The organism is Rhizobium sp. BK312 (genome assembly GCF_014193605.1).
In the GTDB taxonomy this organism is placed as follows: Bacteria; Pseudomonadota; Alphaproteobacteria; order Rhizobiales; family Rhizobiaceae; genus Rhizobium.
Window position 1 is genome coordinate 457,027 of sequence record NZ_JACHZP010000003.1, and the last position, 24,009, is coordinate 481,035.

Annotated in this window: 20 protein-coding genes and 1 tRNA gene; 13 read left to right on the forward strand and 8 right to left on the reverse strand. The window is 59.5% G+C overall.

Annotation, left to right across the window (positions count from 1 at the left end; all coding sequences use genetic code 11):
- Positions 1-12 precede the first annotated feature (12 nt).
- The 4 genes from iolE to FHT85_RS10855 all read right to left on the reverse strand — a co-directional run bounded on the left by iolE (position 13) and on the right by FHT85_RS10855 (position 5,860).
- Entirely contained in the window at positions 13-930 is a 918-nt protein-coding gene (iolE, locus tag FHT85_RS10840) for a myo-inosose-2 dehydratase (protein WP_112412307.1), read from the reverse strand.
- Positions 931-997: 67 nt separating this feature from the next.
- The gene (iolD, locus tag FHT85_RS10845) at positions 998-2,848 is read right to left on the reverse strand and encodes a 3D-(3,5/4)-trihydroxycyclohexane-1,2-dione acylhydrolase (decyclizing) (RefSeq protein ID WP_112412306.1); all 1,851 of its coding nucleotides are present in this window, start codon (positions 2,846-2,848) and stop codon (positions 998-1,000) included.
- Between the two features lie 25 nt (positions 2,849-2,873).
- On the reverse strand, positions 2,874-4,808 hold the full coding sequence (gene iolC / locus FHT85_RS10850; protein WP_112412305.1) for a bifunctional 5-dehydro-2-deoxygluconokinase/5-dehydro-2-deoxyphosphogluconate aldolase: 1,935 nt from the start codon (positions 4,806-4,808) through the stop codon (positions 2,874-2,876).
- Positions 4,809-4,987: 179 nt separating this feature from the next.
- On the reverse strand, positions 4,988-5,860 hold the full coding sequence (locus tag FHT85_RS10855) for a MurR/RpiR family transcriptional regulator (RefSeq protein WP_112412304.1): 873 nt from the start codon (positions 5,858-5,860) through the stop codon (positions 4,988-4,990).
- A 233-nt stretch (positions 5,861-6,093) separates the two neighbouring features.
- On the opposite strand from FHT85_RS10855, the gene FHT85_RS10860 reads away from it, so the two are divergent.
- The 3 genes from FHT85_RS10860 (at position 6,094) to FHT85_RS10870 (ending at position 8,791) form a co-directional block, all read left to right on the forward strand.
- Entirely contained in the window at positions 6,094-7,212 is a 1,119-nt protein-coding gene (locus FHT85_RS10860; RefSeq protein ID WP_112412303.1) for a Gfo/Idh/MocA family protein, read from the forward strand.
- Between the two features lie 142 nt (positions 7,213-7,354).
- A complete protein-coding gene (locus FHT85_RS10865) occupies positions 7,355-8,572 on the forward strand; it encodes an NAD(P)/FAD-dependent oxidoreductase (RefSeq protein WP_112412302.1) in 1,218 nt (405 codons plus the stop codon).
- Between the two features lie 129 nt (positions 8,573-8,701).
- Positions 8,702-8,791: transfer RNA gene (locus tag FHT85_RS10870), tRNA-Ser, on the forward strand.
- A gap of 72 nt (positions 8,792-8,863) precedes the next feature.
- On the opposite strand, the gene FHT85_RS10875 is transcribed toward FHT85_RS10870, so the two are convergent.
- Positions 8,864-9,778 carry a LysR family transcriptional regulator gene (locus tag FHT85_RS10875; protein ID WP_112412301.1) on the reverse strand — a complete coding sequence of 305 codons (915 nt, stop codon included), beginning with the start codon at positions 9,776-9,778 and terminating at the stop codon, positions 8,864-8,866.
- A 119-nt stretch (positions 9,779-9,897) separates the two neighbouring features.
- On the opposite strand from FHT85_RS10875, the gene FHT85_RS10880 reads away from it, so the two are divergent.
- From FHT85_RS10880 to FHT85_RS10895, 4 genes are all read left to right on the forward strand, one after another.
- Entirely contained in the window at positions 9,898-10,626 is a 729-nt protein-coding gene (locus FHT85_RS10880) for an SDR family oxidoreductase (protein ID WP_112412300.1), read from the forward strand.
- Positions 10,627-10,658: 32 nt separating this feature from the next.
- Positions 10,659-10,943 carry an Atu4866 domain-containing protein gene (locus FHT85_RS10885; protein ID WP_246712072.1) on the forward strand — a complete coding sequence of 95 codons (285 nt, stop codon included), beginning with the start codon at positions 10,659-10,661 and terminating at the stop codon, positions 10,941-10,943.
- Positions 10,944-11,483: 540 nt separating this feature from the next.
- The gene (locus FHT85_RS10890) at positions 11,484-12,533 is read left to right on the forward strand and encodes a porin (protein WP_112414592.1); all 1,050 of its coding nucleotides are present in this window, start codon (positions 11,484-11,486) and stop codon (positions 12,531-12,533) included.
- Positions 12,534-12,997: 464 nt separating this feature from the next.
- On the forward strand, positions 12,998-14,065 hold the full coding sequence (locus FHT85_RS10895; protein WP_112337965.1) for a porin: 1,068 nt from the start codon (positions 12,998-13,000) through the stop codon (positions 14,063-14,065).
- Between the two features lie 121 nt (positions 14,066-14,186).
- On the opposite strand, the gene FHT85_RS10900 is transcribed toward FHT85_RS10895, so the two are convergent.
- Positions 14,187-15,080, reverse strand: coding sequence for an alpha/beta fold hydrolase (locus FHT85_RS10900; RefSeq protein WP_112410709.1), 894 nt, complete (start codon positions 15,078-15,080; stop codon positions 14,187-14,189).
- A gap of 76 nt (positions 15,081-15,156) precedes the next feature.
- Positions 15,157-17,208, reverse strand: a complete 2,052-nt coding sequence (locus tag FHT85_RS10905) for a lytic transglycosylase domain-containing protein (protein WP_112410708.1) — start codon at positions 17,206-17,208, stop codon at positions 15,157-15,159.
- A gap of 217 nt (positions 17,209-17,425) precedes the next feature.
- On the opposite strand from FHT85_RS10905, the gene dapA reads away from it, so the two are divergent.
- Positions 17,426-18,310, forward strand: a complete 885-nt coding sequence (gene dapA / locus FHT85_RS10910; protein WP_015339290.1) for a 4-hydroxy-tetrahydrodipicolinate synthase — start codon at positions 17,426-17,428, stop codon at positions 18,308-18,310.
- Positions 18,311-18,442: 132 nt separating this feature from the next.
- Positions 18,443-18,922 (forward strand): SsrA-binding protein SmpB, encoded by a 480-nt coding sequence (gene smpB / locus FHT85_RS10915; RefSeq protein WP_015339291.1) that lies wholly within the window; start codon positions 18,443-18,445, stop codon positions 18,920-18,922.
- 279 nt (positions 18,923-19,201) lie between these two features.
- On the opposite strand, the gene FHT85_RS10920 is transcribed toward smpB, so the two are convergent.
- A complete protein-coding gene (locus tag FHT85_RS10920) occupies positions 19,202-19,786 on the reverse strand; it encodes an NYN domain-containing protein (RefSeq protein WP_112337962.1) in 585 nt (194 codons plus the stop codon).
- A gap of 311 nt (positions 19,787-20,097) precedes the next feature.
- Between FHT85_RS10920 and rpoZ the strand changes: the two genes are divergently transcribed.
- From rpoZ to FHT85_RS10940, 4 genes are all read left to right on the forward strand, one after another.
- Positions 20,098-20,496 carry a DNA-directed RNA polymerase subunit omega gene (gene rpoZ / locus FHT85_RS10925; protein ID WP_015339293.1) on the forward strand — a complete coding sequence of 133 codons (399 nt, stop codon included), beginning with the start codon at positions 20,098-20,100 and terminating at the stop codon, positions 20,494-20,496.
- A 100-nt stretch (positions 20,497-20,596) separates the two neighbouring features.
- Complete coding sequence (locus tag FHT85_RS10930) at positions 20,597-22,828, forward strand: RelA/SpoT family protein (RefSeq protein ID WP_112337961.1); 2,232 nt, start codon at positions 20,597-20,599, stop codon at positions 22,826-22,828.
- A gap of 181 nt (positions 22,829-23,009) precedes the next feature.
- A complete protein-coding gene (locus FHT85_RS10935) occupies positions 23,010-23,159 on the forward strand; it encodes a DUF3563 family protein (RefSeq protein ID WP_015339295.1) in 150 nt (49 codons plus the stop codon).
- Between the two features lie 223 nt (positions 23,160-23,382).
- Positions 23,383-23,970, forward strand: a complete 588-nt coding sequence (locus tag FHT85_RS10940; RefSeq protein ID WP_015339296.1) for a DUF2062 domain-containing protein — start codon at positions 23,383-23,385, stop codon at positions 23,968-23,970.
- The last annotated feature ends 39 nt before the right edge of the window (positions 23,971-24,009 follow it).

Sequence of the window (24,009 nt, forward strand, 5' to 3'; positions counted from 1 at the left end):
GCTCGTCTTCCGTTATCCCTTGGGAAAGCCTTCGGTTTCCACCGTGTAGCCTGCGGCCGTCATGACGCGCATCAGCTCGGCATGGCCGATCTCGGCCATCTTCTGCGGGGGCGCCTTGCGCGGGTCCTGTTCGGCCTCGACCACGAACCAGCCTTCATAGCCGTAATCGGCGAAGCGCTGGACGATCGCTCCGAAATCGAGCGAACCATCCCCCGGCACCGTGAACGCGCCGAGCGCGACAGCATCGAGGAAGGACTGCCGGCTGCGATCCAGCCCATCGACAACGGACTTGCGGATATCCTTGACGTGAACGTGGTTGATGCGGGCGTGATGATTGTCGATGGCGCGCAGCACGTCGCCGCCGGCAAAGGCGAGATGGCCGGCATCGAGCAGCAGCGGAATGCCTTCGCCGGTATTGCGCATGAAGGCGTCAAGTTCCGGCTCGGTTTCGACCACGGCCGCCATGTGGTGGTGGTAGGAGAGCGGCATGCCTTGGTCGGCACACCATTCGCCGAACTCGGTGACGCGGCGGGCATAGGCCTTCATCTCGTCATCCGAAAGGCGCGGCTTGGTGGCGAGCGGCTTGGAGCGGTCGCCCTGGATCGAGCGGCCGACCTCGCCATAAACGATGCAAGGCGCGCTGACGGCCTTGAACAGTTCGATCATCGGCGCGATGCGGTCCTTGTTTGCCGCAAGCTCCTCGTTGACGAGCGTGCCCGAGAACCAGCCGCCGCAGAGCGTCACGTCGGCGGCGCGCAGGATTGGCAGCATCTCATCAGGGTTGCTGGGGAAGCGCCGGCCCTGTTCCATGCCGGTGAAGCCCGCGCCGCGCGACTGGCGAAGGCATTCCTCAAGGGATACGTCGTCGCTGAGCTCAGGAAGATCGTCGTTCCACCAGGCGATGGGCGACATGCCGAGTTTGGCCTTCATCAATGGTCTCCTTGAAAACACTGTTGGAGGAGCTGAAGCGCTCCTCCAGAAATAGGACAGAAATCAATCAGCCGATGCGCTGGGCGGCGCGGGCCTTTTCATAGGCGGCGCGGGCCTTGTTGACCTCGGCGCGCGGGCTGACCTCGGGAACGGCGACATCCCACCAGTGGCCGCCTTCGTCGGTGGTGATCAGCGGGTCGGTGTCGATGACGATGACCGAGCTGCGATCGTTCTTCTTCGATGCTTCGATGGCCTGTTCCAGCTCGGCGATGGAAGCGACCTTCACGGCAATCGCACCCATGCTGGCAGCATGCGCCCGGAAGTCGATCTCCGGCATCACTTCGAACCGCGAGTCCTTCAAAAGGTTGTTGAAGTTTGCGCCACCGGTCGCCATCTGCAGGCGGTTGATGCAGCCATAGCCGCGGTTGTCGAGCAGCACGATGGTGATCTTCAGGCCGAGCATGACAGAGGTCGCCAGTTCGGAATTCATCATCATGTAGGAGCCGTCGCCGACCATGACGACGACATCCTTCTCCGGCCGCGCCATCTTCACGCCGAGGCCACCGGCAATCTCATAGCCCATGCAAGAGAAGCCATATTCCATGTGATAGCTGCCGGGTGCGGTCGCCGGCCAGAGCTTGTGCAGCTCGCCGGGCAGGCCGCCCGCCGCGCAAACGAGAATGCTGTCCTTGCCGCCGAGCGTCCGCGTAACAGCGCCGATGACCTGGGCGTCGGAGGGCAGAGCGGCATTGGTCGTCGCCATAGCCTTGGCGGCAGCCTCCATCCAGACCTGCTTTTCTTTCGTCGCCTTTTCGGCCAGCGACGCCGGAGCGCGCCAATTCGCCAGGCCGGCGGAAAGCGCCTTCAGCCCCTCGCGCGCATCCGTCACCAGCGGGTGACTATTGTGCTTGAGAGCGTCGTAGGCCGCGATATTGAGGCCGATCATGGCCAGCTTTTCATTCTTGAACAGCGCCCAGGAGCCGGTGGTGAAATCCTGGCAGCGGGTTCCCACAGCGATCACCAGATCAGTCTCCTCGGCAATGGCATTGGCCGCCGATGTGCCCGTCACGCCGACGGAGCCAAGCGCCAGGGGATGAGTCTCGTCGATGGCCGATTTGCCGGCCTGTGTGACGACGACGGGAATACCATGAGCTTCGGCAAAAGCGGCCAGTTCCTTCGTCGCCTGCGAATAGAGCACACCGCCGCCGGCAAGAATGACGGGCTTTTCGGAGCGGCGGATCAATGCGATGGCATTGGCAAGTTCGTCTGCATCCGGCTGCGGACGGCGCGGCACCCAGACATGCTCCTCGAAGAAGCTTTCCGGATAATCGAAGGCTTCGGCCTGCACGTCCTGACACAGCGACAGCGTCACAGGACCGCAATCGAGGGGATCGGTCAGCACCTGCATGGCGCGCTTCAGCGCCGATATGATTTGTTCGGGGCGGGTGATGCGGTCGAAATAGCGCGAGACGGGGCGGAAGGCGTCATTGGCCGACACGGTGCCGTCGCCGAAATCCTCGATCTGCTGCAGTACCGGATCGGGCGCGCGGTTGGCAAAGACGTCGCCGGGCAGGAAGAGAACGGGGATGCGGTTGACGTGCGCAACGCCGGCCGCCGTGACCATGTTCAACGCGCCAGGGCCGATGGAGGTCGTGCAGGCCATGAAGCGCTGGCGGAAGCTTGCCTTGGCATAGGCAATAGCAGCATGGGCCATGCCCTGCTCGTTGTGGGCACGGAAGGTCGGCAGCTCCTCGCGCACCTGATAGAGCGCCTCGCCTATGCCGGCGACATTGCCGTGGCCGAAGATCGCCCAGACGCCGCCGAAAATCGGCTGCTTCTGCCCGTCGATGACGGTCATCTGCTTCTTGAGGAAATGCGTGACGGCCTGTGCCATCGTCAATCGGATCGTCTTGCCCATCGGGCGCCTCCCAAATGCTTGTTTCTTACAGGCCGCGGGTTTTAAGCCACGCTTGCGTCAATTGCCGGAAGCGGCCGGCCATATCGGCAATCGCTTCCTCGTCGTTCATGCCGCCCGACAGCCACGCGCGGGCCGCATCGGAGAAGATAGTCCGCCCGACGGCGAAACCCTTGACCGAAGGGGCCGCCAGCGTCGCCTCGAAACTGCGGATCAGTTCCTCCGCCGGTGCCTCCAGGCCAAGCAGCACGATACCGCGGCACCATGGATCATTTTTGGCGATCACGGCATCGATTTTTTTCCAGGCAGCCGTCGATTCCTGTGGCTCCAGCTTCCACCAGTCCGGCTTGATGCCGAGCGCGTAGAGCTCTTCCATCGCCGTTGGAATCGTCTCGTCGGTCAGCGGTCCGTTTTTGCTGGCAATGATTTCGACCAGAAGCTCGCGGCCAACCTTGCGCGCGGCTTCGAACAGCGTCCGCAGCTTCTCCTGCTGCTCCGCCTTCAGCTCCTTCGGATCGTCTGGATGGTAGAAGCACAGGCATTTGATGCAGTGATTGAGCGGCCATTCGACGAGCTGCGAGCCGATATCCTGGCTGAACTCGAATTTCAGCGGCTTCGATCCCGGCAGCTCGACGGGGCGGCCGATCCAGGAGAAATTCTTGGTTGCCGCATCGAAGAAGGCGTCGCGCCCGAAGCGTTCATCGATCAGCATGCCATAGCCCTGGCGGCCGTCGGCCACACGCGCCGCAGCCTCGACCGCGAGCCGCTTGAAGGCGACGATCTTGTCGTAACCGACGCTTAGCTCATCGCAGACGCTGACGAGCTGCGAACGATGGTCGATCGCAAGCGCCATCAGCAACGGGATTTCGTCGCTGCGGCGCGTCGTTGCCCAATGAATGTGATTGATCGCCTCGTCCTTGCGCAGCGCCCTGTGATTGCTGCCCGTCTTCAGGAAGAAATCGAGTTCCGTCCAGGTCGGATATTCCGGTGAGCAGAGCAGGCGGGAAACGGCAAAGGCGCCGCAGGCATTCGCCCAGGTGGCGCAGGTCTTCAGCGGTTCGCCACGCAGATAGCCGCGCAGGAAGCCGGACATGAAGGCATCGCCCGCGCCGAGAACATTGAAGACCTCGATCGGAAAACCTTGGCCGACGATGCCGGCTTCGAGATTGTCGGAGATCGGGCCGTCATAGACAATGCAGCCCATCGCGCCGCGCTTGAGCACGATGGTCGCTGGAGAGAGGCGGCGGATTTCCTTGAGCGCGCCGAGTACGTTGTCGACGCCCGAGCCGATCATGATCTCTTCTTCGGTGCCGACGATCAGGTCGCAATCCGGCAGCGTCTCCCTCATCTTCGAGGAAACGCGATCCGATTTCACATAGCGCTCGAAGCCCTCTGCATGACCGGCAAGACCCCATAGATTTGGCCGGTAGTCGATGTCAAAGATCACTTTGCGGCCGTTCGCCTTGGCAATGCGGATCGCCTTGCGCTGCGCCGCTTCGGTATTGGGTTTGGAGAAATGCGTGCCGGATACCAGCACTGCGCCGGAGGACTTGATGAAGCCTTCGTCGATATCGTCTTCATTCAGCGCCATGTCGGCGCAGTCTGAACGATAGAAGATCATCGGCGAGACGCCTTCTGCCTCGACCGCCAGCAGCACCAGCGCTGTCAGCCGCTCCTTGTCCGTCGCGATCCCATCGACCGCCACGCCCTCGCGGGCTGCCTGTTCGCGGATGAAGCGGCCCATCTGCTCGTCGCCGACGCGGGTGATCAGACCCGATTTCAAGCCGAGTCGTGCGGTGCCGATGGCGATATTGGCCGGGCAGCCGCCAACCGACTTGGCAAAAGAGGCTATGTCTTCCAGGCGCGAGCCGATCTGCTGGCCGTAAAGGTCGACGGAGGAGCGGCCGATAGTGATCACATCGAGTTTTGTCTCCGGCTGTGTGCCAGGATTGTCGTGTGCCATGATGTCCTCCCGTCGGGGCATGACCTCTTCTGCTTTTCAGCATGCGCCGAGATCATGCGTTATTGAAAGTGCCGGTGCTCGTTTCGTCCCGGCTGCTATGGATCTGGCGGCCATCTCCCGCGGCCGTGATCTTGGTTGTAGTGAAACATTGGTTCCGAGATTTTGTCAATTCGGAATGTTTATTCCATTTTCGTTTTATCGGCTTTTGTCGTAGCTTTTCGCCGGCGCTCGGCAATGGCAACCGGAAAGGCCATGATCAGCGCCATCGACGCCGACAGCGAGCGGAAACCGGCAAAATCGGCTTCCGCCACTTCAAACCAGTAATCCGCGCAGGCGGTAAGCGGCGAGAAGGCCGAATCGGTAATGGCGATGACGGGCACGTTGCGCGCAGCAAGATCCTGCGTCTGCGCCAAACTGTCGGCGGCATAGGGCGAAAAGCTCGCGGCGATCGCAGCGTCCTTCTCCGTGGCGAAGCGGGTGATCTCGCCGTCAATGCCGTTCGGCGAGGCGACGATCTGGTGACGTATGTTGAGCTTGGAAAAGGCATAGGTCATATGTGCCGTCAGCGGATAGGAGCGGCGTTTGGCGATCAGATAGATCGTCTCGGCCGCTGCAAGCACGTCGACGGCCTTGGCGAAGGTATCGGTCTCGATGGTTGCGGCGAGCTTGTTGACGGATTGGCTCGCCGCAGAGAGGAAGCCGGAGAGAATGCTGGCCTCTTCGTTCTCTACGCCGGAGCGTTCGAGCGTTACCAGCCGCTCTTCATAGCTCAGCGTCCGGTCGCGCAGCCGTTCGCGAAAGATGCTCTGAAGATCGGAAAAGCCCTCATAGCCGAGGTGATGGGCAAGGCGCACCAGCGTGGAGGGTTGAACTTCGGCCGCAGTGGCGATGCTCGCCGTCGTGCCGAAGGCGATCTCGTCGGGATTGCCGAGCGCGAAGGCGGCAACCTGCGCGAGGCGCTTTGGCATGGCGTTCTTGCGCTCGATGATGATGCTGCGCAGGCTTTCGAAGTCGCGCGGCACCCTGGTTTGCGTCTCGACATTGTTGTCCATGCGCCGTTCTTCAGCTCCCCACATGCCCGCAATGAAATAGATATTCCATATTTGCAACGATACCGGATTTTGAATCGTTCGGCACGAATAATTTTAAGCTAATGAATTTACACATATAAATACGGGTTTTCGTCATTTCGGATTGAAGTCGATACCATGAGTGCGCTTGTCAAAACGGTCTAAATATTCCAAAAATCGTCCACTTCGGGAGAATATGTGAGGAGGAAAGGCAAATGAAGCCATTGGGCGTTGGATTGATCGGCACCGGTTATATGGGCAAATGCCATGCGCTAGCCTGGAATGCGGTCAAAACAGTATTCGGTGATGTCGCGCGGCCGCGCCTGGTGCATCTCGCCGAGGCCAATGCCGATCTGGCAAAGGCGCGTGGTGACGAATTCGGCTTCGAAAAGGCAACGGCCGACTGGCGCGTTCTCATCGCCGATCCCGATGTCGACGTCGTCTCAGTCACGACCCCCAACCAGTTCCACCCGGAAATGGCGATCGCAGCCCTTGAAGCTGGCAAGCACGTTTGGTGCGAAAAGCCGATGGCGCCGTCCTATGGCGATGCCGAGCGCATGCTGGCCGCAGCCAAGGCCTCCGGCAAGGTCGCCATCCTCGGTTATAATTATATCCAGAACCCGGTGATGCGTCACATCAAGGCGCTGATCGCAGAAGGGGCGATCGGCGCGGTCAATCACGTCCGTGTCGAGATGGACGAGGATTTCATGGCCGATCCGAACGGTCTCTTCTATTGGAAGAGCGAACTTGCTTCCGGTTACGGCGCTTTGGATGATTTCGCCGTGCATCCGCTTTCGCTTCTCTGGTTCCTGTTCGGCCACGTGGAAGCTGTGATCACCGATATGGTGAAGCCCTATGCCGAACGTCCCTTAAAGGACGGCGGCACCCGCGCCGTCGAAAACCACGATCTCGCCAATGTGCTGATGCGGCTTGGCGGCGGCATTTCCGCGGTGCTCATGGCCAATCGCTCTGCCTGGGGCCGCAAGGGGCGGATAGCCCTGCAGATCTTCGGCTCCAAGGGCTCGATCTCCTATGACCAGGAGCGCATGAACGAATTCGAGCTTTATCAGGCCGAGGGCAGGGACAGCGAGCAGGGCTTCCGCAAGGTGCTGGCCGCACCCGCGCACAAGCCCTATGACCGTTTCATCCCGGCGCCCGGTCATGGTCTTGGCTTCAACGATCTGAAGATCATCGAGTGCCGCGAGTTGATCCGCTCCATAGCGGGCGAAGCTGCGTCAGTCGTGGCTTTCAAAGACGGCCTGCGCATCGAAAAATCGGTGCACGCCATGGCGCAATCGTTCCACGAGCGCCGCTGGGTCGAAATATCAAGCTGAGCGTTTGGCCTAATTTTCTCCCGATCCGGGGCGCAGGGTCAGCCGTGATTGACGCTTGCGGATGCAGGCGTTACCCCTGAAGTCCATAGGTAGCCTTCCGCGCAACGCGGAAGGAGCGCCATAATAACAGGGAGTACGGATCGTGACGGGCAGATTGGTCATTATCGGGGCCGGGCAGGCGGGTTTTGCGCTTGCAGCCAAATTGCGCGGGTTGGGTGATTCGCGGCCGATCACCATCGTCGGTGCCGAGGAAAACCTTCCCTACCAACGCCCACCTTTGACCAAGAAGTACCTGCTGGGCGAGATGGCTTTCGATCGCCTGCTGTTCCGGCCCGAACATTGGTACACCGACAATAATGTTGAGATTCGTGTGTCCACCTGGGTCGAACAGATCGATCGTGCCGCAAAGCAGATCGTCATGCAGGACGGCTCCAGGCTGGATTACGAGACCCTAGCGCTTGCGACTGGCTCGACGCCCCGCCGCCTGCCGCCCTCCGTCGGCGGCGCGCTCGAAGGCGTCTATCTCGCCCGTGACAAGCGAGACGCCGATCTTCTTGCTGGCGAAATGCGCCCAGGCCGCCGGGTGCTCATCATCGGCGGCGGCTATATCGGGCTTGAGGCCGCTGCTGTCGCGCGCCATCGCGGCCTTGAGGTCACGCTCATCGAGATGGGCGACCGGATATTGCAGCGTGTGGCGGCCAAGGAAACCGCCGATATTTTCAGAGCCATTCATCAAAAGCACGATGTCGTCATTCGTGAGAAGACCGGCCTGAAGCAGCTCATCGGGCGCAACGATCATGTCATCGCCGCCGAATTGTCCGACGGGTCTACCATCAATGTCGATTTCGTCGTCGTCGGCATCGGCGTCGCCCCGAATGACAGGCTCGCCAAGGAGGCCGGTCTCGAGGTCGGCAACGGCATCGTCGTCGATTCGTTTGCCCGCACCTCCGATCCCGCCATCTTCGCCATGGGCGATTGCGTAGAATTGCCCTGGGAGGGCGGCCGCATCCGGCTCGAATCGGTGCAGAACGCCGTCGATCAGGCTGAGGCCGCGGCGGGAATCATAGCCGGCGGCGAAAAAGCCTATGATCCAAAGCCGTGGTTCTGGTCGGATCAATATGACGTCAAGCTGCAGATCGCCGGCTTCAATCTGGGTTACGACGAGACCCTTCTGCGTCCAGGCCTCCGCGAGGGCGCGGCTTCCGTCTGGTATTTCAAGCGGGGCCGCTTCATCGCCGTCGACGCGATAAACGACGCTAAGGCCTATGTGACCGGTAAGAAGCTGCTGGAAACCGGCGCCAATCCATCCAGGGAGATCCTTGCCGACCCGGCCGCGGATTTGAAGCAGCTGCTGGCTTGATGTGAATTTTCGAGCCCGCCGGAGCATGGTTCGGTCGACAATCGCCTGTTGCTGAATCATGGAAAGAACGTACACAAGCGCGAAAAAGCGCTTGCGTCGATAAATGAATGGCCCTATCAGGGCCGCATCGGAGAGGTGGCCGAGTGGTCGAAGGCGCTCCCCTGCTAAGGGAGTATACCAGAAATGGTATCGTGGGTTCGAATCCCATCTTCTCCGCCATTTTCCTGATTATCCTACCCTGCAGGCGACGGCCCGCGATCTTCGCTGCGCCAAGCCGATCAAGGCCAGCTATTATCGGGAATTTCGGGCTGCAAAGCCTTCGTAACGCTTCAGATATGCTACGAGCGCGCGCAGCTTGGGAGCCATGTTCCGTCGGTTGGGATAGTAGAGGTAGAAGCCCGGAAAATAGGGGCAATATTCCTCCAGGATCGGCACCAGTTCGTTTCTGCCGATGAAGGCGCGAAAGCTTTCCTCCATTCCGAAAGTGATTCCCGCTCCGGCGACGGCCAGCCTGATCATCACGCCCATGTCATTCGTCGTCACCTCCGGCGCGACCTCCACCCGGAATTCCCTGCCTTCCTCGGCAAACTCCCAGCGGTAGGGGACAGCCGTCGGTGAGGATCGCCAGCCTATGCATCGATGCATCGAGAGTTCTTTCGGATGCGTGGGGATGCCGAATCGGTCGCGATAGGCCGGGGAACAGACGGCCAGTTGCCGCTCGTCACCGGCGACCGGTACCGCAATCATGTCCTGCTCGATGACCTCGCCAAGCCGGACGCCCGCGTCATAGCCTTCCGATACGATGTCGAATTCCTCGTCCGTGACGGTGATGTCGAGCTGAATTTCGGGATTGGCGTCCGCAAAGCCTGCGAGAAAGTCGCCGGCGAGAAAACGCTCCGCGATCGACGAGACGGCAAGCCGTAATTGACCGCGAGGTTGGGTGCGCAAAGTCTCCGTCTTTTCCATAGCGGTGCGTATGTCCGAGACTGCCGGCTCCACCTCCGCATAAAGCCGTTCGCCAGCCTCGGTCAGGCTGACGCTGCGGGTTGTGCGCTGCAGCAGCGCGATGCCCATGCTCTCCTCCAATCGCCGAATCGTCTGGCTGACTGCCGAGCGAGTGACGCCGAGCCTATCGGCAGCGGCGCGAAAATTGCGCTCTTGAGCGACCAGGATGAAGACGGAGAGGGCATTGAGATCAGGCCACATTGGTAACTTTTACTTTCCAAGCTGTCACTGAATGGATGTCTTATCACGACAATGAAGCACTGTATCCTTCTCGTATCCGGTTCTGGAAGAGAACCGTTCACATAAGAAGGAGTGATTGAATGCCCATCGACAAAGTGATCCTCATTACCGGTGCCTCCAGCGGTATCGGCGCGGGCATCGCCCGCGAACTCGCTTCTGCCGGCGCAAGGGTCATGCTGGGCGCCAGGCGCATCGACAGATTGGAAGCATTGGCGGCCGAGATACGAGAAAAGGGCGGCACGGTCATGACCCGCCGGCTCGATGTCACCGACAGGGCTGACGTAGCTGCCTTTGCAGAGGCGGCACGCCTGGCGTGGGGAAGCGTCGATGTGATCGTCAATAATGCCGGCATCATGCCGCTTTCCCTAATGGCCTCGATGAAGGTCGAGGAATGGGACAGAATGGTCGACGTTAACATCAAGGGCGTGCTTCATGGCATTGCGGCGGTCCTGCCGGAAATGACGGCGCGTGGTTCCGGCCACATCATCAATATCGCCTCGATCGGGGCGCTGGCTGTCTCTCCGACCGCCGCCGTCTATTGCGCGACTAAGCATGCCGTTCGGGCGATCTCCGATGGGCTGCGGCAGGAATGCCGCGACATCCGGGTCACCTGCATCCATCCGGGCGTCGTCGAGAGTGAGCTGGCCGATACGATCACCGATCCGGTGGCAGCCGAAGCGATGAAATCCTATCGAGCCGTTGCGCTGACTCCCGATGCCATCGGTCGGGCGGTGCGCTTCGCCGTCGAGCAGCCCGATGATGTCGATGTCAATGAAATCGTCGTTCGCCCGACGCGGGCGGCGCATTGATCCGCTCTCTTGCTCTCATCCTGGCAGGCATCCTGTTCGCTTCGCCCGCACTTTCCGAGGATCGAATCCAAATGAAGAAACCGACTCGCGCTTACGCCGGCATGTGGGTAACCGCAGATGGTCATATCCGCCATGAACTCCTGCCGAACGGCCGCTATATCGAGGCGCGAGGCAGCCGTGAGCGTGCCTATCAGGGGCGCTACGTGTTGACTGGGGATCATATCGACTACTGGGACGACACCGGTTTCACCGCAGATGGTGACTTTATCAATGGCGTGCTCCATCACGCCGGGATGATCCTCTATCGAAGGAAATGATGGTTCGGAGCGGTGTTTGGTACTCAGCGGCCCTTCCTTTTCCAATGGCTGCTTGCACTTGTCCGAATCGCTCATCCTGGAATCACCCGCGTCCTTGCTTCGTTTTGGGACGCGGGTGGAAGTCACAAGTGGCTATTTGTCCGGCGACGAAGCGAGGCCAGTGCCGCAAAGAGCTTGCCGGACCGCGCAAAAATCCGCCGGTTAGCCATGGAATGGCCATTTCCCCGCCTTTTTCCAGCTGACTGAAGCTATTCGGGCCGTTGGCGTAAGTACCCGTAGATTAAGACGTTTCTTAACGAAGTCTAAATAAATGCGGCCACCGTGTCGCCGACTTGTGTCCTTTCAGCAACAGGAATTGCGGAAGGCTTACCCAAATCCCCCTTTCGGAGAAGATGTCGATTGCGTGACAGGCCGCGTCTTGTATTTTCACTCTCGGAAGCGAGGGCGATTGATCGTCCACTTCTTGAAACACGAGGATGGGACAGGGAATGCCTTCGGGTAGTTCTCATTCTCGAGATAAAACTTTGACTGGAGGTCAATATGAACATCAAGAGCCTTCTTCTCGGCTCCGCTGCTGCGCTCGCAGCAGTATCCGGTGCTCACGCGGCTGACGCAATCGTCGCTGCTGAGCCCGAGCCGCTGGAATACGTTCGCATCTGCGACGCATACGGTGCTGGTTACTTCTTCATCCCGGGCACCGAAACCTGCCTCAAGATCGGCGGTAAGGTTCGTACCGAAGGCAAGTGGTACGATGCTTACGACGCAGACAGCCACAATGGCACTCTCTGGCACACGCGTGCTGAGCTGCAGCTGCAGACGGCAACCGACACCGAATACGGCCCGCTGAAGACCAACACCGAGCTGCGTTGGGACTGGAATGACGGCAATGCGACGTCGACCAACCTGCTGCACGCCAGCATCAGCCTCGGCGGCTTCACCGTTGGTAAGGAAGACTCGCAGTTCAACGTCTTCACCGGCTACGCCGGCGACGTCATCAACGACGACGTGGTCTATGACGGCCCGTACGAATTGAACCAGATCACCTACAACTACGACGCCGGCAACGGCTTCACGGCTGTGATCTCGGTTGAAGACTCGAACTCCGGTAAGGGCGCAACTGGCGCAAACGGCGAAGACAGCACGAACCACTACCTGCCTGACGTTGTTGCCGGTGTTGGCTACAAGGCTGGCGCATGGGCCTTCAAGGTCGTTGGCGGTTACGACTCGATCGTCGAAGAAGGCGCTATCAAGGCTCGCGTAGACGCTGACTTCGGCGTATTCTCGGCCTTCTTGATGGGCGGCTGGAACACCGACGGCGACAAGCTCAACAAGTACGCTGGTGCAGGCAGTGAAGGCATCGGCTGGGGCGACTGGGCTGTCTGGGGCGGCGTTGGCGTACCGGTCAACGAAAAGCTGAAGTGGAACCTGCAGCTCGCCTACACCGACTCTAAGGTCTTCGCCGCTACCACGAACGTCAAGTGGAACCCGGTCAAGAACCTGCTCATCGAGCCGGAAGTCTCCTACACCAACTGGGACTCCATCAACAAGGACCAGTGGGCTGGTATCCTTCGCTTCGAGCGCTCGTTCTAATCTGATTTGACTTCGGTCATATGAGATTTCTCACTTCGGTGAGGAAAAGCTCGGTCGAAAGGCCGGGCTTTTTGCGTTATCGGCAGCGGCATTTCTTTCTGATCTTGAAGATAGACGCGACCATCTTGGTATGGTGCATTTTTCTCTGCGGATATTGCCTATCGCGCGAAAGTTCTTTTCATGTAATTTTAGGTAGAATTCGCTCCGGGTGCTTCGGAAGTATGACAGATTTGCGACGTGATTTTTGTGCAACGCACTCTTTTGAAACAGCTGTCACAATTGTTCATAGTTTGTCTCTGATATTGCTCTGAAAAAAACGATCTGTAGGTTCCAAATCGGAAGCAAGACTTAGCGTCTTGGTTCTCCCAGATCAGGGGTCAACTTTTAAAGCTAGGTGGGGTAGGGCGCGTCGTTTTTTGCGATGTGATTTCTCATACCTAATTGATATTGAAACTGGAGTTACTATGAACATCAAGAGCCTTCTTCTCGGCTCCGCTGCTGCGCTGGCAGCAGTATCCGGTGCTCATGCGGCTGACGCGATCGTCGCTGCCGAGCCCGAGCCGCTGGAATACGTCCGCATCTGCGACGCTTACGGTGCAGGCTACTTCTTCATCCCGGGCACCGAAACCTGCCTCAAGGTCGGCGGCCGCGTCCGTACCGAAGGCGGCTGGTATAATGCTTACAAGGCTGGCCAGGACGCTGGTGGCCGCGGCACCTATTGGCATACCCGCGCTGAACTCTCTCTCGACACCGCGACCGATACCGAATACGGCCCGCTGAAGACCAATACCGTTGTTCGTTGGGACTGGAATGACGGCAACGCGACCACGACCAAGCTGCTTTGGGCCAACATCAGCCTCGGCGGCTTCCTCGTCGGTAAGGCTGATTCGGTTTACTCGACCTTCACCGGCTACGCCGGCGACGTCATCAACGACGACGTGATCGAATACGGCATCAACGGCACCGACGAACTGAACCAGATCACCTACAAGTACGACGCCGGCAACGGTTTCACGGCTGTGATCTCGGTTGAAGACAGCAACTCGGGCACTGGCGCGACCGGTGCAAACGGCGAAGACAGCACGAACCACTACCTGCCTGACGTTGTTGCCGGTGTTGGCTACAAGGCCGGCGCCTGGCAGTTCCGCGTTGTCGGTGGTTATGACTCCATCGTCGAAGAAGGCGCTGTCAAGGCTCGCGTCGATGCCGACTTTGGCGTTCTCACCGCTTTCGTTATGGGCGGCTGGAACACCGATGGCGACAAGCTCAACAAGTATGCCGGTGCTGGCGGTGCTGGCCTCGGCTGGGGTGACTGGGCCGTATGGGGCGGCGTTGGCGTTCCGATCAACGACAAGCTGAAGTGGAACCTGCAGCTTTCCTACGACGATCTGAAGACTTTCGCTGCAACGACGAATGTCAAGTTCAACCCCGTCAAGGACCTGCTGATCGAGCCGGAAGTGACCTACGTCAACTATGACGCCGTCAACAAGGACACCTGGGCTGGTATCCTGCGCTTCCAGCGCACCTTCTAATTCGGTCGCCGAATCGAATTTGACAGATCTTCCGATCAGACCTCCGATCGGAAGAGGGAAGGCCCGGTTTCCCACCGGGCCTTCTTGTTTCACGAGGACTGAACGATTTCGGGCTTCGTCCTCAAAGCTCCGAGATGAAAGCGCCGATCGCCTCCGGAATATCGCCGAGGTGCAGGATAGGAGCGTGTCCTTGTCCGCCGGCGATTTTAACGACGGTGGCCGGATGGCGCTTTGCCATTTCATCGGTCGTGGATTGCGTCAGCAGCTTCGAATTCTCGCCGCGAATCACCATCAGCGGAATGCTCTGAAATCCTTGGAACTGCGTCCATAGATCGGGAATCGGCGATTCCAGGTCGAGCGCCTGCATTTGCGCGGCAATAGCGGGATCGTAATCGGCGACGGGTTCATCGTCGGCTATCGCGTAGATCGCTCGCGCCATGTCTTGCCAATCCTCTTCGCCAAGCGCGATAAAGGCATTGCCATGGTTCTCCCGCAGGATCTCGACCGCCTCGCTCCAACTGGCGGGCTTCCGGTCGCGATTTAGATAGTCGCGAATATCTGCGAGCCCCGTCTTCTCCAGCACAGGGCCAATATCGTTGAGAATGACCGCTTTCAGGATGTCCGGTCGGCTGGCCGCGAGGATATGCAGAACCAGCCCGCCGCGCGAGGTGCCGATGAAGATGGCTTGCGAGATATCGAGAGCGGCGCAAACGGTCAGGACGTCCTGCGCTTCGACGGCGAGATTGTAGTGGGACTTGTCGGGATCTCGTTCGGATAGGCCACGTCCGCGGGCGTCGAGTGTAATCACCCTGTGTGGGCCTAAGGAATCCTGCGATAGAAGCAGCGCCAACTGGTGAAAATCGCGCGAATTGCGTGTTAGTCCCGGCAGGCAGAAGACAGGCGGCCGGTTGTGCGCCGTCGCTTCGCTGCAGGCATAATCCCGCACATAAAGCTTCAAACCGTCCTCGGCCGCGATCGTTCTGGCAAGGAAGCCGCTTTCATCGTCGCTGCGCATGTATCACTCCCTCAAGTTTCGGATATCGCGAGGGATGTAACGGCATTTCCGCAGCACGCACAACTGGGGTTACCGGCTAGCCGCGACCGCTTATCAGATCGTGTACGATGTCAGCTTTCTGCCCCAGTCGTGCCTTGTAGACCTGATAGTTTTCCATCACGCGCTGCACGTAGTTGCGGGTCTCCGGGAAGGGAATGCGCTCGATCCAGTCGATCACGTCGTCGAGCGACTTGCCGCGCGGATCGCCATAGCGGCTGATCCATTCCGGCACCTTGTTCGGCCCGGCATTGTAGGCGATGAAGGTCAGGATGTAAGATCCGCCGAAGGTGTCGATCTGCTCGCCGAGATAATGGGCGCCGAGCGTGGCGTTATAGCCGGCATCCTGCGTCAGCTTGTCGGCGGAATAGGTTATGCCGTGCCGCCCGGCAACGGCCTTTGCCGTCTTCGGCAGCAACTGCAGCAGGCCGCGGGCATTGGCAGAGGAAACGGCGGCCGGATTAAAGGCGCTTTCCTGCCGGGCGATGGCATAGGCGAGTGCCTTGCCCGAGCCCGAAATATTGGCGTTGTCCGGAATGACGCCGATCGGGAAGGCGAGGGCTGCGACGTCGATGCCGCGCCCATAGGCGATCTTGCCGATCTGTAGCGAAAGCTGGTGATTGCCGGAACGCTCAGCGCGGGCAGTCAGCATGGCGACTTCGCCGGGGCTATCCAGCTGTTTAGCGAGAGCGCGATAGAGCGCGTCGGCTCGCCATCCGTGCCCGGCCGCCTCAAGCCGCGAAATCGCCTGCACCGCCTCGCGTGTCTGGAAGCGCTGGCGATCCGTAGCCGAGGGTGAGGGATAGGTGACATCAAGGGTACGGCGGCCAAGCTTCTCAGCGGCAAGCTGGCCGTAGAAAGTGCTCGGATAGGAGGCGGCCTTCGCATAGAAATCGGCAGCCTTACCCGGTCCGCCTGCCTCTGCTGCCCGGCCGAGCCAATACCAGCCGCGCGATTGCGAGATCGGTCCGTTCGAGACCTGCAGGATCTTGCGGAAATGGGCTGACGCGTTTGCGCCGTCCTGCAAGCCGCGCAGAGCGTACCAGCCGGCATGGAATTCGGCCTCGCCGATATCCTGCGGGCTTTCCGCAACGCTGGCGTCGACGATGCGATAGGCAGCCTTGAATTCACCCTGATCCACCAGTCCGCGGCTGACGATGCGCTGCTCGGCCCACCATGCGCCGGGGCTGACAAGCACGTTGCGGTCTTTGGGCATCTGCGCCAGAAGACTGGCGGCATCGTCATATTTGTTCTGGCGGCGCAGGTTCTCGATGCGCATGAAGAGATAGGCGGGATCCTTGCGCAATTGCGCATCGACGCCCGCAATCAGAGCATCGGCTTTCGGCGAGCGGTCATTGACGGCCGCCCACGCCTTATAGAGCGATTGCGCCTTGCCGAGGTCGCCGAAGCGTTTGGCCTGTGCCGTCCGGTCGCGGTAAAGCAGATAATCCATGCGCGCCTTGTGATCGGCAGGCGAGAGCAGGCTGGAGAATTCCGCAAGGATCTTGTCCTCAAGAGACTTGTCCAATGGCTCATCGCGCCAGATCTTGCGGATCAGCTTTCCGGCCTGTGCCGACGCGCCGCGTGCCATAAGAGCACGTGAGAGAATGATACTGCCTTCTACGGTCTCCGGCTGCGAGTTGCCGAAGGCGACCAGGACCTGATCCGTCGCGGGATTTTCCGTGTAAAGCGCCCGCTCGGAATTGGCGCGCAGGCTGCCAAGCCCCGGCCAGCCGACAAGCTCACGGGCGGCGGCGGCAATCTCGCCGGAGGGAATACCGGGCTGGCCTGAAGTGGCGATTGCCCAGGTCAGGATATGGCGGTCGAGCGTGCCTTCCCCCATGCCATTGCGAATGGCGAGCGCCTGCATCGGGTTCTTGTTGGAAAGCGCGTCTAGGCCTGCCTTCAGGTCGCCGCTCACAGGCGCGATAGCGCCGCCACGCGGGATCGCGGCCGTGCTCATGGGGTCCGGCGCCATGGCAACATAGGCATTGGCGCCCGTCGGTATCTGCTGGCCGGGAAGTTGCGAGGCAACGGCGCCCCAGGCGACCGCCAAGCCCACGGCGGTCCAGATCATGACAGGTCTCTTCATCCGGCTACTCACAAAACAAAAGGCCCCTTCCATTTGCCAAATGCAATATTAACGAAACCTTACCGGTGGTCCGAATTTCAATCAATTATGATATCAGAAACTGCCCTTTACCATTCAAAGCGTGCTTGTCGCCGTCAAGCCTGCGCTTTATGGTGCGCGGATTCATAACCATGGATTGCGGCTGAAGCATGAATGCCGCACCGCTAGGGAGACTTGCATGTTCCAGGGATCCATTCCCGCTCTCGTTACGCCCTTTACTGACGCCGGCAAGGTGGATGAGGCTTCCTTCGCCTCGCATGTCGACTGGCAGATAAAAGAGGGCAGCAAGGGACTGGTGCCCGTGGGTACGACGGGTGAATCGCCGACCCTGTCGCATGACGAGCACAAGCGCGTCGTCGAGCTCTGCATCGAGATCGCCAATAAGCGGGTTCCTGTCATGGCGGGCGCGGGTTCGAACAATACCCGCGAGGCGATCGAGCTGGCGCAGCATGCCGAAAAGGTTGGCGCCAATGCGGTTCTTGTCGTCACGCCCTACTACAACAAGCCGACCCAGAAGGGGCTTTACGCGCATTTCGCCGCGATCGCGGAGGCAGTAAAGCTGCCGATCTATATCTATAACATTCCCGGCCGTTCGGTTGTCGACATGACGCCGGAGACGATGGGCGCGCTTGCCAAGTCCTATTCCAATATTGTTGGTGTCAAGGATGCGACCGGCAAGATCGAACGCGTCTCCGAACAGCGTATTAGCTGCGGACGCGATTTCCGCCAGCTTTCCGGCGAGGATGCCACGGCGCTCGGCTTCAACGCCCATGGCGGCGTCGGCTGCATCTCGGTCACCGCCAACGTCGCACCGCGTCTTTGCGCCGAATTCCAGGCGGCGACGCTCGCCGGCGACTATGCCAAGGCTCTGGACTATCAGGATCGATTGATGCCGCTGCACAAGGCGATCTTCCTTGAGCCAGGCCTTTGTGGCGCCAAATACGGCCTCTCCCGGCTTGGCCGCATGAGCCGGAATGTCCGCTCGCCGTTGCTGTCGACCCTGGAGCCGGGCACGGAGGCTGCGATCGATGCGGCCCTGCGCCATGCCGGCCTCTTGAACTGACGCTATTCGAGGCCATTGCCAAACTCTGCCGGACCGCTCTCTTCACAAGGAGGGCGGTCTCGCTTATTTAGGAACCAGGATGTGGCGCACCTCTGGTTGCCGCCGGAACGACGCAGGAAAAGAAGAAGAATTATGGCACCCAAAGGCAGCCAGCGCGTGGTGAACAAGGTCGTGGCGGAAAACCGCAAGGCCCGCTTCAACTACGAGATCATCGATACCTATGAGGCTGGTCTCGTGCTGATGGGCACCGAGGTCAAGTCGCTGCGTGAAGGCAAGGCCAATATCGCCGAATCCTACGCTTCGGATGAAGGCGACGAAATCTGGCTGATCAACTCGTATCTGCCGGAATACCTGCAGGCGAACCGCTTCAATCACGAGCCGCGCCGTCGCCGCAAGCTGCTGCTTTCCAGCCGCGAAATTGGCCGGCTGCGTTCGGCGATCAACCGTGAAGGCATGACCTTGGTGCCGTTGAAAATCTATTTCAATGACCGGGGCCGCGCCAAGCTGGAATTGGCTCTCGCCAAGGGCAAGAAGCTGCATGACAAGCGCGAATCCGAGAAGGAACGCGATTGGAACAGGCAGAAGAGCCGCCTGCTCAAGGACAATGGGTGAGGGTGAGGAGCGATCGGGCAACGCCCGAGCAATCGATCCAGTGAATCGATTGCAGCGACGAACGCCCTGAGCCTTAGCGAAGGGCCGACTGTCGCGGCAAACGCAAATGCTTCCACGGCGCGCAACTATCTCTGAGCAAAGACAGCTGCGCATGAATCGATTGCAGGGACGAACGCCCCTTCGGCAGGCTCAGGATGCCCCAGCGAAGGGCCGGCTTGCCGCGGCAAACGCGAAACGCTTTCTGCCGCGTGCAGCGAACCCGTCTAATGCAGTCGCTAACTATTCCTCGGATTCCGCAGCGGCGTGACCTCCCTCGGGCGCGCGCGGGGGCCGTTCCGAGGCTTCGCGGCCGATCTCGGCTTTCAGCGAGACAAGGTCGATGAAATGGTCGGCCTGACGGCGCAGGTCGTCGGCGATCATCGGCGGCTGGGTCGACATGGTCGAGATCACTGAAACTTTGCGTCCGCGGCGCTGGAGGGCTTCCACGAGGGTCGTGAAGTCGCCGTCGCCGGAAAAGATCACCAGATGGTCGACGGTCTCGGATTGCTCCATGGCGTCGATCGCCAGCTCGATGTCCATGTTGCCCTTGATCTTGCGGCGTCCCATGGAATCCGTGAATTCCTTGGCCGGCTTGGTGACAACCTTGTAGCCGTTATAGTCGAGCCAATCGATCAGTGGGCGGATGGAGGAATATTCCTGATCTTCGATGAGAGCGGTGTAATAATAGGCCCGCAGCAGATAGCCGCGTTTCTGAAATGCCTTCAGCAGCTTGCGGTAATCGATATCGAAGCCGAGGCTCTTGGACGCAGCGTAGAGATTGGCGCCATCTATAAAGAGTGCAATTTTTTCGCGTGGGTCAAACATTGCTTACTTATCCACTGTTATAAAAACGTAATCACTTCATTCAAACGCTAGCTAAAACAATGCCTTGTAAGGCGTTGCAGAATAATTCGTATTACTTTATGAATTATTCATATAACCGAGATTTAGGGCACGCAATGGGATATTCCAAGCAACTTCCGGTGGAAATCGCCGTTTGTCTAGGGGAATTTTAGCACTTTCCCGGGGGCTGCAAAGGCGCTGAAACAGGAAAAACTTGAATTTGCCATCGTTTGCTTGTATCGGCGTGCTACTCCGAGACATGATGACGACATCACGACCGCAAAGGACAGGCAATGGCCCGTGTCACAGTAGAAGATTGCATTGATAAAGTAGAGAACCGGTTCGAGCTCGTGCTGCTCGCCAGCCACCGCGCCCGCCTGATCTCGCAGGGATCCTCGATCACCATCGACCGCGATAACGACAAGAACCCGGTCGTCGCGCTGCGCGAAATCGCCGACGAGACTCTGTCGCCTGATGATCTCAAGGAAGACCTGATCCATTCGCTGCAGAAGCATGTCGAAGTGGACGAGCCTGAGCCCGATCCGGCAAGCCTCCTGGCAGCAGGTGCTTCCACCACCAGCGAAGAGGAAGAAGACGCTCCTGAAGCCGTTACTTTCGACCAGATGTCGGAAGAAGAACTTCTGGCCGGCATCGAAGGTCTGGTTCCGCCGGAAAAAAGCGACGATTACTGATCGTCGATCTTGATGCTCCGGGCAGGAGCGATATGATGGCAAGATGCGTGCGCCGGTCAGATGACTGGCGCGCTTTTGTTTTTGCGGGAGTAGCTTCGGAATGATGCGGCAATACGAGCTTGTTGAGCGCGTGCAGAAATACAAGCCCGATGCCAACGAAGCTCTTCTCAACAAAGCCTATGTTTATGCGATGCAGAAGCATGGCCAGCAGAAACGTGCCAGCGGCGATCCCTATATTTCCCATCCTCTCGAAGTTGCTGCGATCCTGACGGATATGCGTCTGGATGAATCGACCATCGCAGTCGCTCTTCTCCACGATACGATCGAGGATACGACGGCGACGCGCGCCGAAATCGACGAGATGTTCGGCGAGGACATCGGTCGCCTGGTCGAGGGCCTGACGAAGATCAAGAAGCTGGATCTCGTTACCAAGAAGGCCAAGCAGGCCGAAAACCTGCGCAAGCTGCTGCTCGCCATTTCCGACGACGTACGCGTGCTTCTGGTCAAGCTTGCCGACCGCCTGCACAATATGCGCACGCTCGATCACATGTCGCCGGAAAAGCGCGCGCGCATTTCTGAGGAGACGATGGAAATCTATGCGCCGCTCGCCGGCCGCATGGGTATGCAGGACATGCGCGAGGAGCTGGAGGAGCTCTCCTTCCGCCATATCAATCCGGAAGCGCATGATACCGTCACCAAGCGCCTGGAGGAGCTGTCGCGCCGTAATGAAGGGCTGGTCAAGAAGATCGAGACCGAACTGCGCGATCTGCTTGTTGCCAACGGCTTGGCCAACGCCATGGTCAAGGGCCGGCTGAAGAAGCCCTATTCGGTCTTCCGCAAGATGCAGTCGAAGTCGCTCTCTTTCGAGCAGCTTTCCGATATCTACGGCTTCCGTCTTCTCGTCGACGATATTCCGTCCTGCTATCGGGCGCTCGGCATCGTCCACACCCGCTGGCGCGTCGTTCCCGGCCGCTTCAAGGACTATATCTCGACGCCGAAGCAGAACGATTATCGCTCGCTGCACACGACGATCGTCGGCCCTTCGAGCCAGCGCATCGAGCTGCAGATCCGCACGAAGCGCATGCATGAGATCGCCGAATTCGGCATCGCCGCCCATACGCTCTACAAGGACGGCACGAATAGCAACGGCAATGGTGCGGATGGTGAGCTCCTGTCGCGGGAAAGCAACGCCTATTCCTGGCTGCGCCATACGATCGAGGCCTTGGCCGAGGGCGACAGCCCGGAAGAGTTCCTCGAGCACACGAAGCTCGAACTGTTCCAGGACCAGGTCTTCTGCTTCACGCCCAAGGGCAAGCTGATCGCCCTGCCGCGCGGCGCGACGCCGATCGACTTTGCTTATGCCGTCCATACGAATATCGGTGACACCACAGTCGGTGCCAAGATCAATGGCCGCATCATGCCGCTCGTTACGCGGCTGAACAACGGCGATGAAGTCGAGATCATCCGCTCGGGCGTGCAGGTGCCGCCGGCCGCCTGGGAAGAAATCGTGGTCACCGGCAAGGCACGTGCTGCCATTCGCCGCGCAACCCGGCTTGCCATCCGCAAGCAATATGCCGGCCTCGGCCACCGCATTCTGGAGCGCACTTTCGAGCGTGCCGGCAAGGTCTTCTCGCGCGATGCCCTGAAGCCTGCCCTGCATCGCCTCGGCCAGAAGGATGTCGAGGATGCGATCGCCGCTGTCGGGCGAGGGGAGATGTCGTCGCTCGATGTCTTGCGGGCGGTCTACCCGGATCATCAAGATGAGCGCGTGACGGTCAAGCCTGCCGGCGACGAGGGCTGGTTCAACGTTCGCAGCGCCTCGGGCATGATCTTCAAGATCCCCGGCAAGAACAAGGCCGAGGTTTCCGATGGCGCCGATATCGATGCGCCGCCGATCCGCGGCATTTCCTCGAACGTCGAGGTGCATTTCGCGCCGACCGGCGCGGTTCCTGGCGACCGCATCGTCGGCATCATGGAAAAGGGCAAGGGCATCACCATATATCCCATCCAGTCCCCGGTCCTGCAGCGGTTCGACGACGAGCCCGAGCGCTGGATCGATGTGCGCTGGGATCTGGACGAAGCCAACAAGTCCCGCTTTGCCGCCCGAATCCTGATCAATGCTCTCAACGAGCCGGGCACGCTTGCAAAGGTGGCGCAGACCGTAGCGGACGTCGACGTCAACATTCGCGTGCTCAATACCGTTCGAGTTGCCGCCGATTTCACCGAAATGGCCCTCGATGTCGAAGTCTGGGATTTGCGCCAGCTCAATCAGCTTCTGGTGCAGCTCAAGGAACTCGATTGCATTGCGACGGTAAAGCGCCTCTACGAGTGATGTCGGCCGATCTCAAAGCATCCTGCATATTTTGTGATCATTTTATGACCAAATTCGAGCGCCTTTCGGGATAGATATGCGCTGAGCGCATGGCTGCGTATATTTCAAAGCGGTGGTAATTAACCTTTGTTGCGCCTATCTTCTGGTCATCGAAGAAACGAAACTGAAATGAGAGAAGATAATGTTTAGCCCGATCAAGAAAATCGCCCGTGCCCTGCGTGTTCCGAGTGTTGAAGAACGCGAAATGGCTTATCTGAATGGTTCGCATGACCGTTTTGACCTTGAATATCGTCAGCGTCAGGTCGACCGCGGTCTGTTCCGCACGCGTTAATAGCCGTTAATACTTGAAAGACCAGGAGGGGCGCGTCGTTGTTGCGCCCTTTGGAGCATCCCGATCTTGCGGGATTGCTGCCCGCCGCTGAAGAGGAACGTCCATTTTCTGCTTCAATAGCAGCTGACGTTCCCAAAAAGAGCCGTACTTTCGGTTCTTAATCGGTGCATGATACGCTTGGCCGCTCTTGTCATGACGGCCCCCGTTGCACTAGATAAGCCGCATGCTGTTTCGCCGCCGAAAACCACTGACATTCAAGGAAAAACTGCGGGAGCACCTTTGGCCTCGCAAGGGTTTTGTCCGCTCGTTCCAATATTTCGGCAAGCGCCTCGTTCGCCTTGCCGCATCGCCGCATTCGGTCGCGGCCGGTTTTGCCGCAGGTATTGTGGTGTCCTGGACGCCGTTCATTGGCGTACATTTCGTCATGGCGATCATCATCGCATATCTGATCCGCGGCAATGTCATCGCTTCGGCGCTGGGCTGTCTGGCCGCCGGCAATCCGATTACGTACCCCTTCATCTGGGCTCTGACGTGGGAGATCGGCCATCTGATCCTGTCACGCGATAGCGGCGGTCAGGGCGGCAGCATCGATCTGCCCGCGCTTTGGCACAAGGGCGATCTCTCGCAAATTTGGGATCCGGTGTTGAAGCCGATGCTGATCGGCGGCATTCCACCTGCCATCGTGACGGGCGTGATTGTCTACGCGCTGACCTATTATGGTGTGAAGACCTTCAAAACCCGCCGCAAGGAGCGCCTTATGGAGCGCGCCCGCGAGCGGCTGGCGCTTGCCGAGAACGCATCGAGCGTCTGACCCAGACTGACCTTGTCCGGGCCGCCAGGAGGGCCTTCC

Excerpts from the sequence above, each read along its gene's own strand:
- FHT85_RS10905 (WP_112410708.1), bottom strand. The coding sequence starts at position 17,208 with ATGAAGAGACCTGTCATGATCTGGACCGCCGTGGGCTTGGCGGTCGCC.
- FHT85_RS10855 (WP_112412304.1), bottom strand. The coding sequence starts at position 5,860 with ATGGACAACAATGTCGAGACGCAAACCAGGGTGCCGCGCGACTTCGAA.
- FHT85_RS10930 (WP_112337961.1), top strand. The coding sequence starts at position 20,597 with ATGATGCGGCAATACGAGCTTGTTGAGCGCGTGCAGAAATACAAGCCC.
- iolD (WP_112412306.1), bottom strand. The coding sequence starts at position 2,848 with ATGGGCAAGACGATCCGATTGACGATGGCACAGGCCGTCACGCATTTC.
- FHT85_RS10860 (WP_112412303.1), top strand. The coding sequence starts at position 6,094 with ATGAAGCCATTGGGCGTTGGATTGATCGGCACCGGTTATATGGGCAAA.
- rpoZ (WP_015339293.1), top strand. The coding sequence starts at position 20,098 with ATGGCCCGTGTCACAGTAGAAGATTGCATTGATAAAGTAGAGAACCGG.
- smpB (WP_015339291.1), top strand. The coding sequence starts at position 18,443 with ATGGCACCCAAAGGCAGCCAGCGCGTGGTGAACAAGGTCGTGGCGGAA.
- dapA (WP_015339290.1), top strand. The coding sequence starts at position 17,426 with ATGTTCCAGGGATCCATTCCCGCTCTCGTTACGCCCTTTACTGACGCC.
- FHT85_RS10900 (WP_112410709.1), bottom strand. The coding sequence starts at position 15,080 with ATGCGCAGCGACGATGAAAGCGGCTTCCTTGCCAGAACGATCGCGGCC.
- FHT85_RS10875 (WP_112412301.1), bottom strand. The coding sequence starts at position 9,778 with ATGTGGCCTGATCTCAATGCCCTCTCCGTCTTCATCCTGGTCGCTCAA.
- FHT85_RS10935 (WP_015339295.1), top strand. The coding sequence starts at position 23,010 with ATGTTTAGCCCGATCAAGAAAATCGCCCGTGCCCTGCGTGTTCCGAGT.
- FHT85_RS10880 (WP_112412300.1), top strand. The coding sequence starts at position 9,898 with ATGCCCATCGACAAAGTGATCCTCATTACCGGTGCCTCCAGCGGTATC.
- FHT85_RS10920 (WP_112337962.1), bottom strand. The coding sequence starts at position 19,786 with ATGTTTGACCCACGCGAAAAAATTGCACTCTTTATAGATGGCGCCAAT.
- iolE (WP_112412307.1), bottom strand. The coding sequence starts at position 930 with ATGAAGGCCAAACTCGGCATGTCGCCCATCGCCTGGTGGAACGACGAT.
- iolC (WP_112412305.1), bottom strand. The coding sequence starts at position 4,808 with ATGGCACACGACAATCCTGGCACACAGCCGGAGACAAAACTCGATGTG.
- FHT85_RS10895 (WP_112337965.1), top strand. The coding sequence starts at position 12,998 with ATGAACATCAAGAGCCTTCTTCTCGGCTCCGCTGCTGCGCTGGCAGCA.
- FHT85_RS10940 (WP_015339296.1), top strand. The coding sequence starts at position 23,383 with ATGCTGTTTCGCCGCCGAAAACCACTGACATTCAAGGAAAAACTGCGG.
- FHT85_RS10890 (WP_112414592.1), top strand. The coding sequence starts at position 11,484 with ATGAACATCAAGAGCCTTCTTCTCGGCTCCGCTGCTGCGCTCGCAGCA.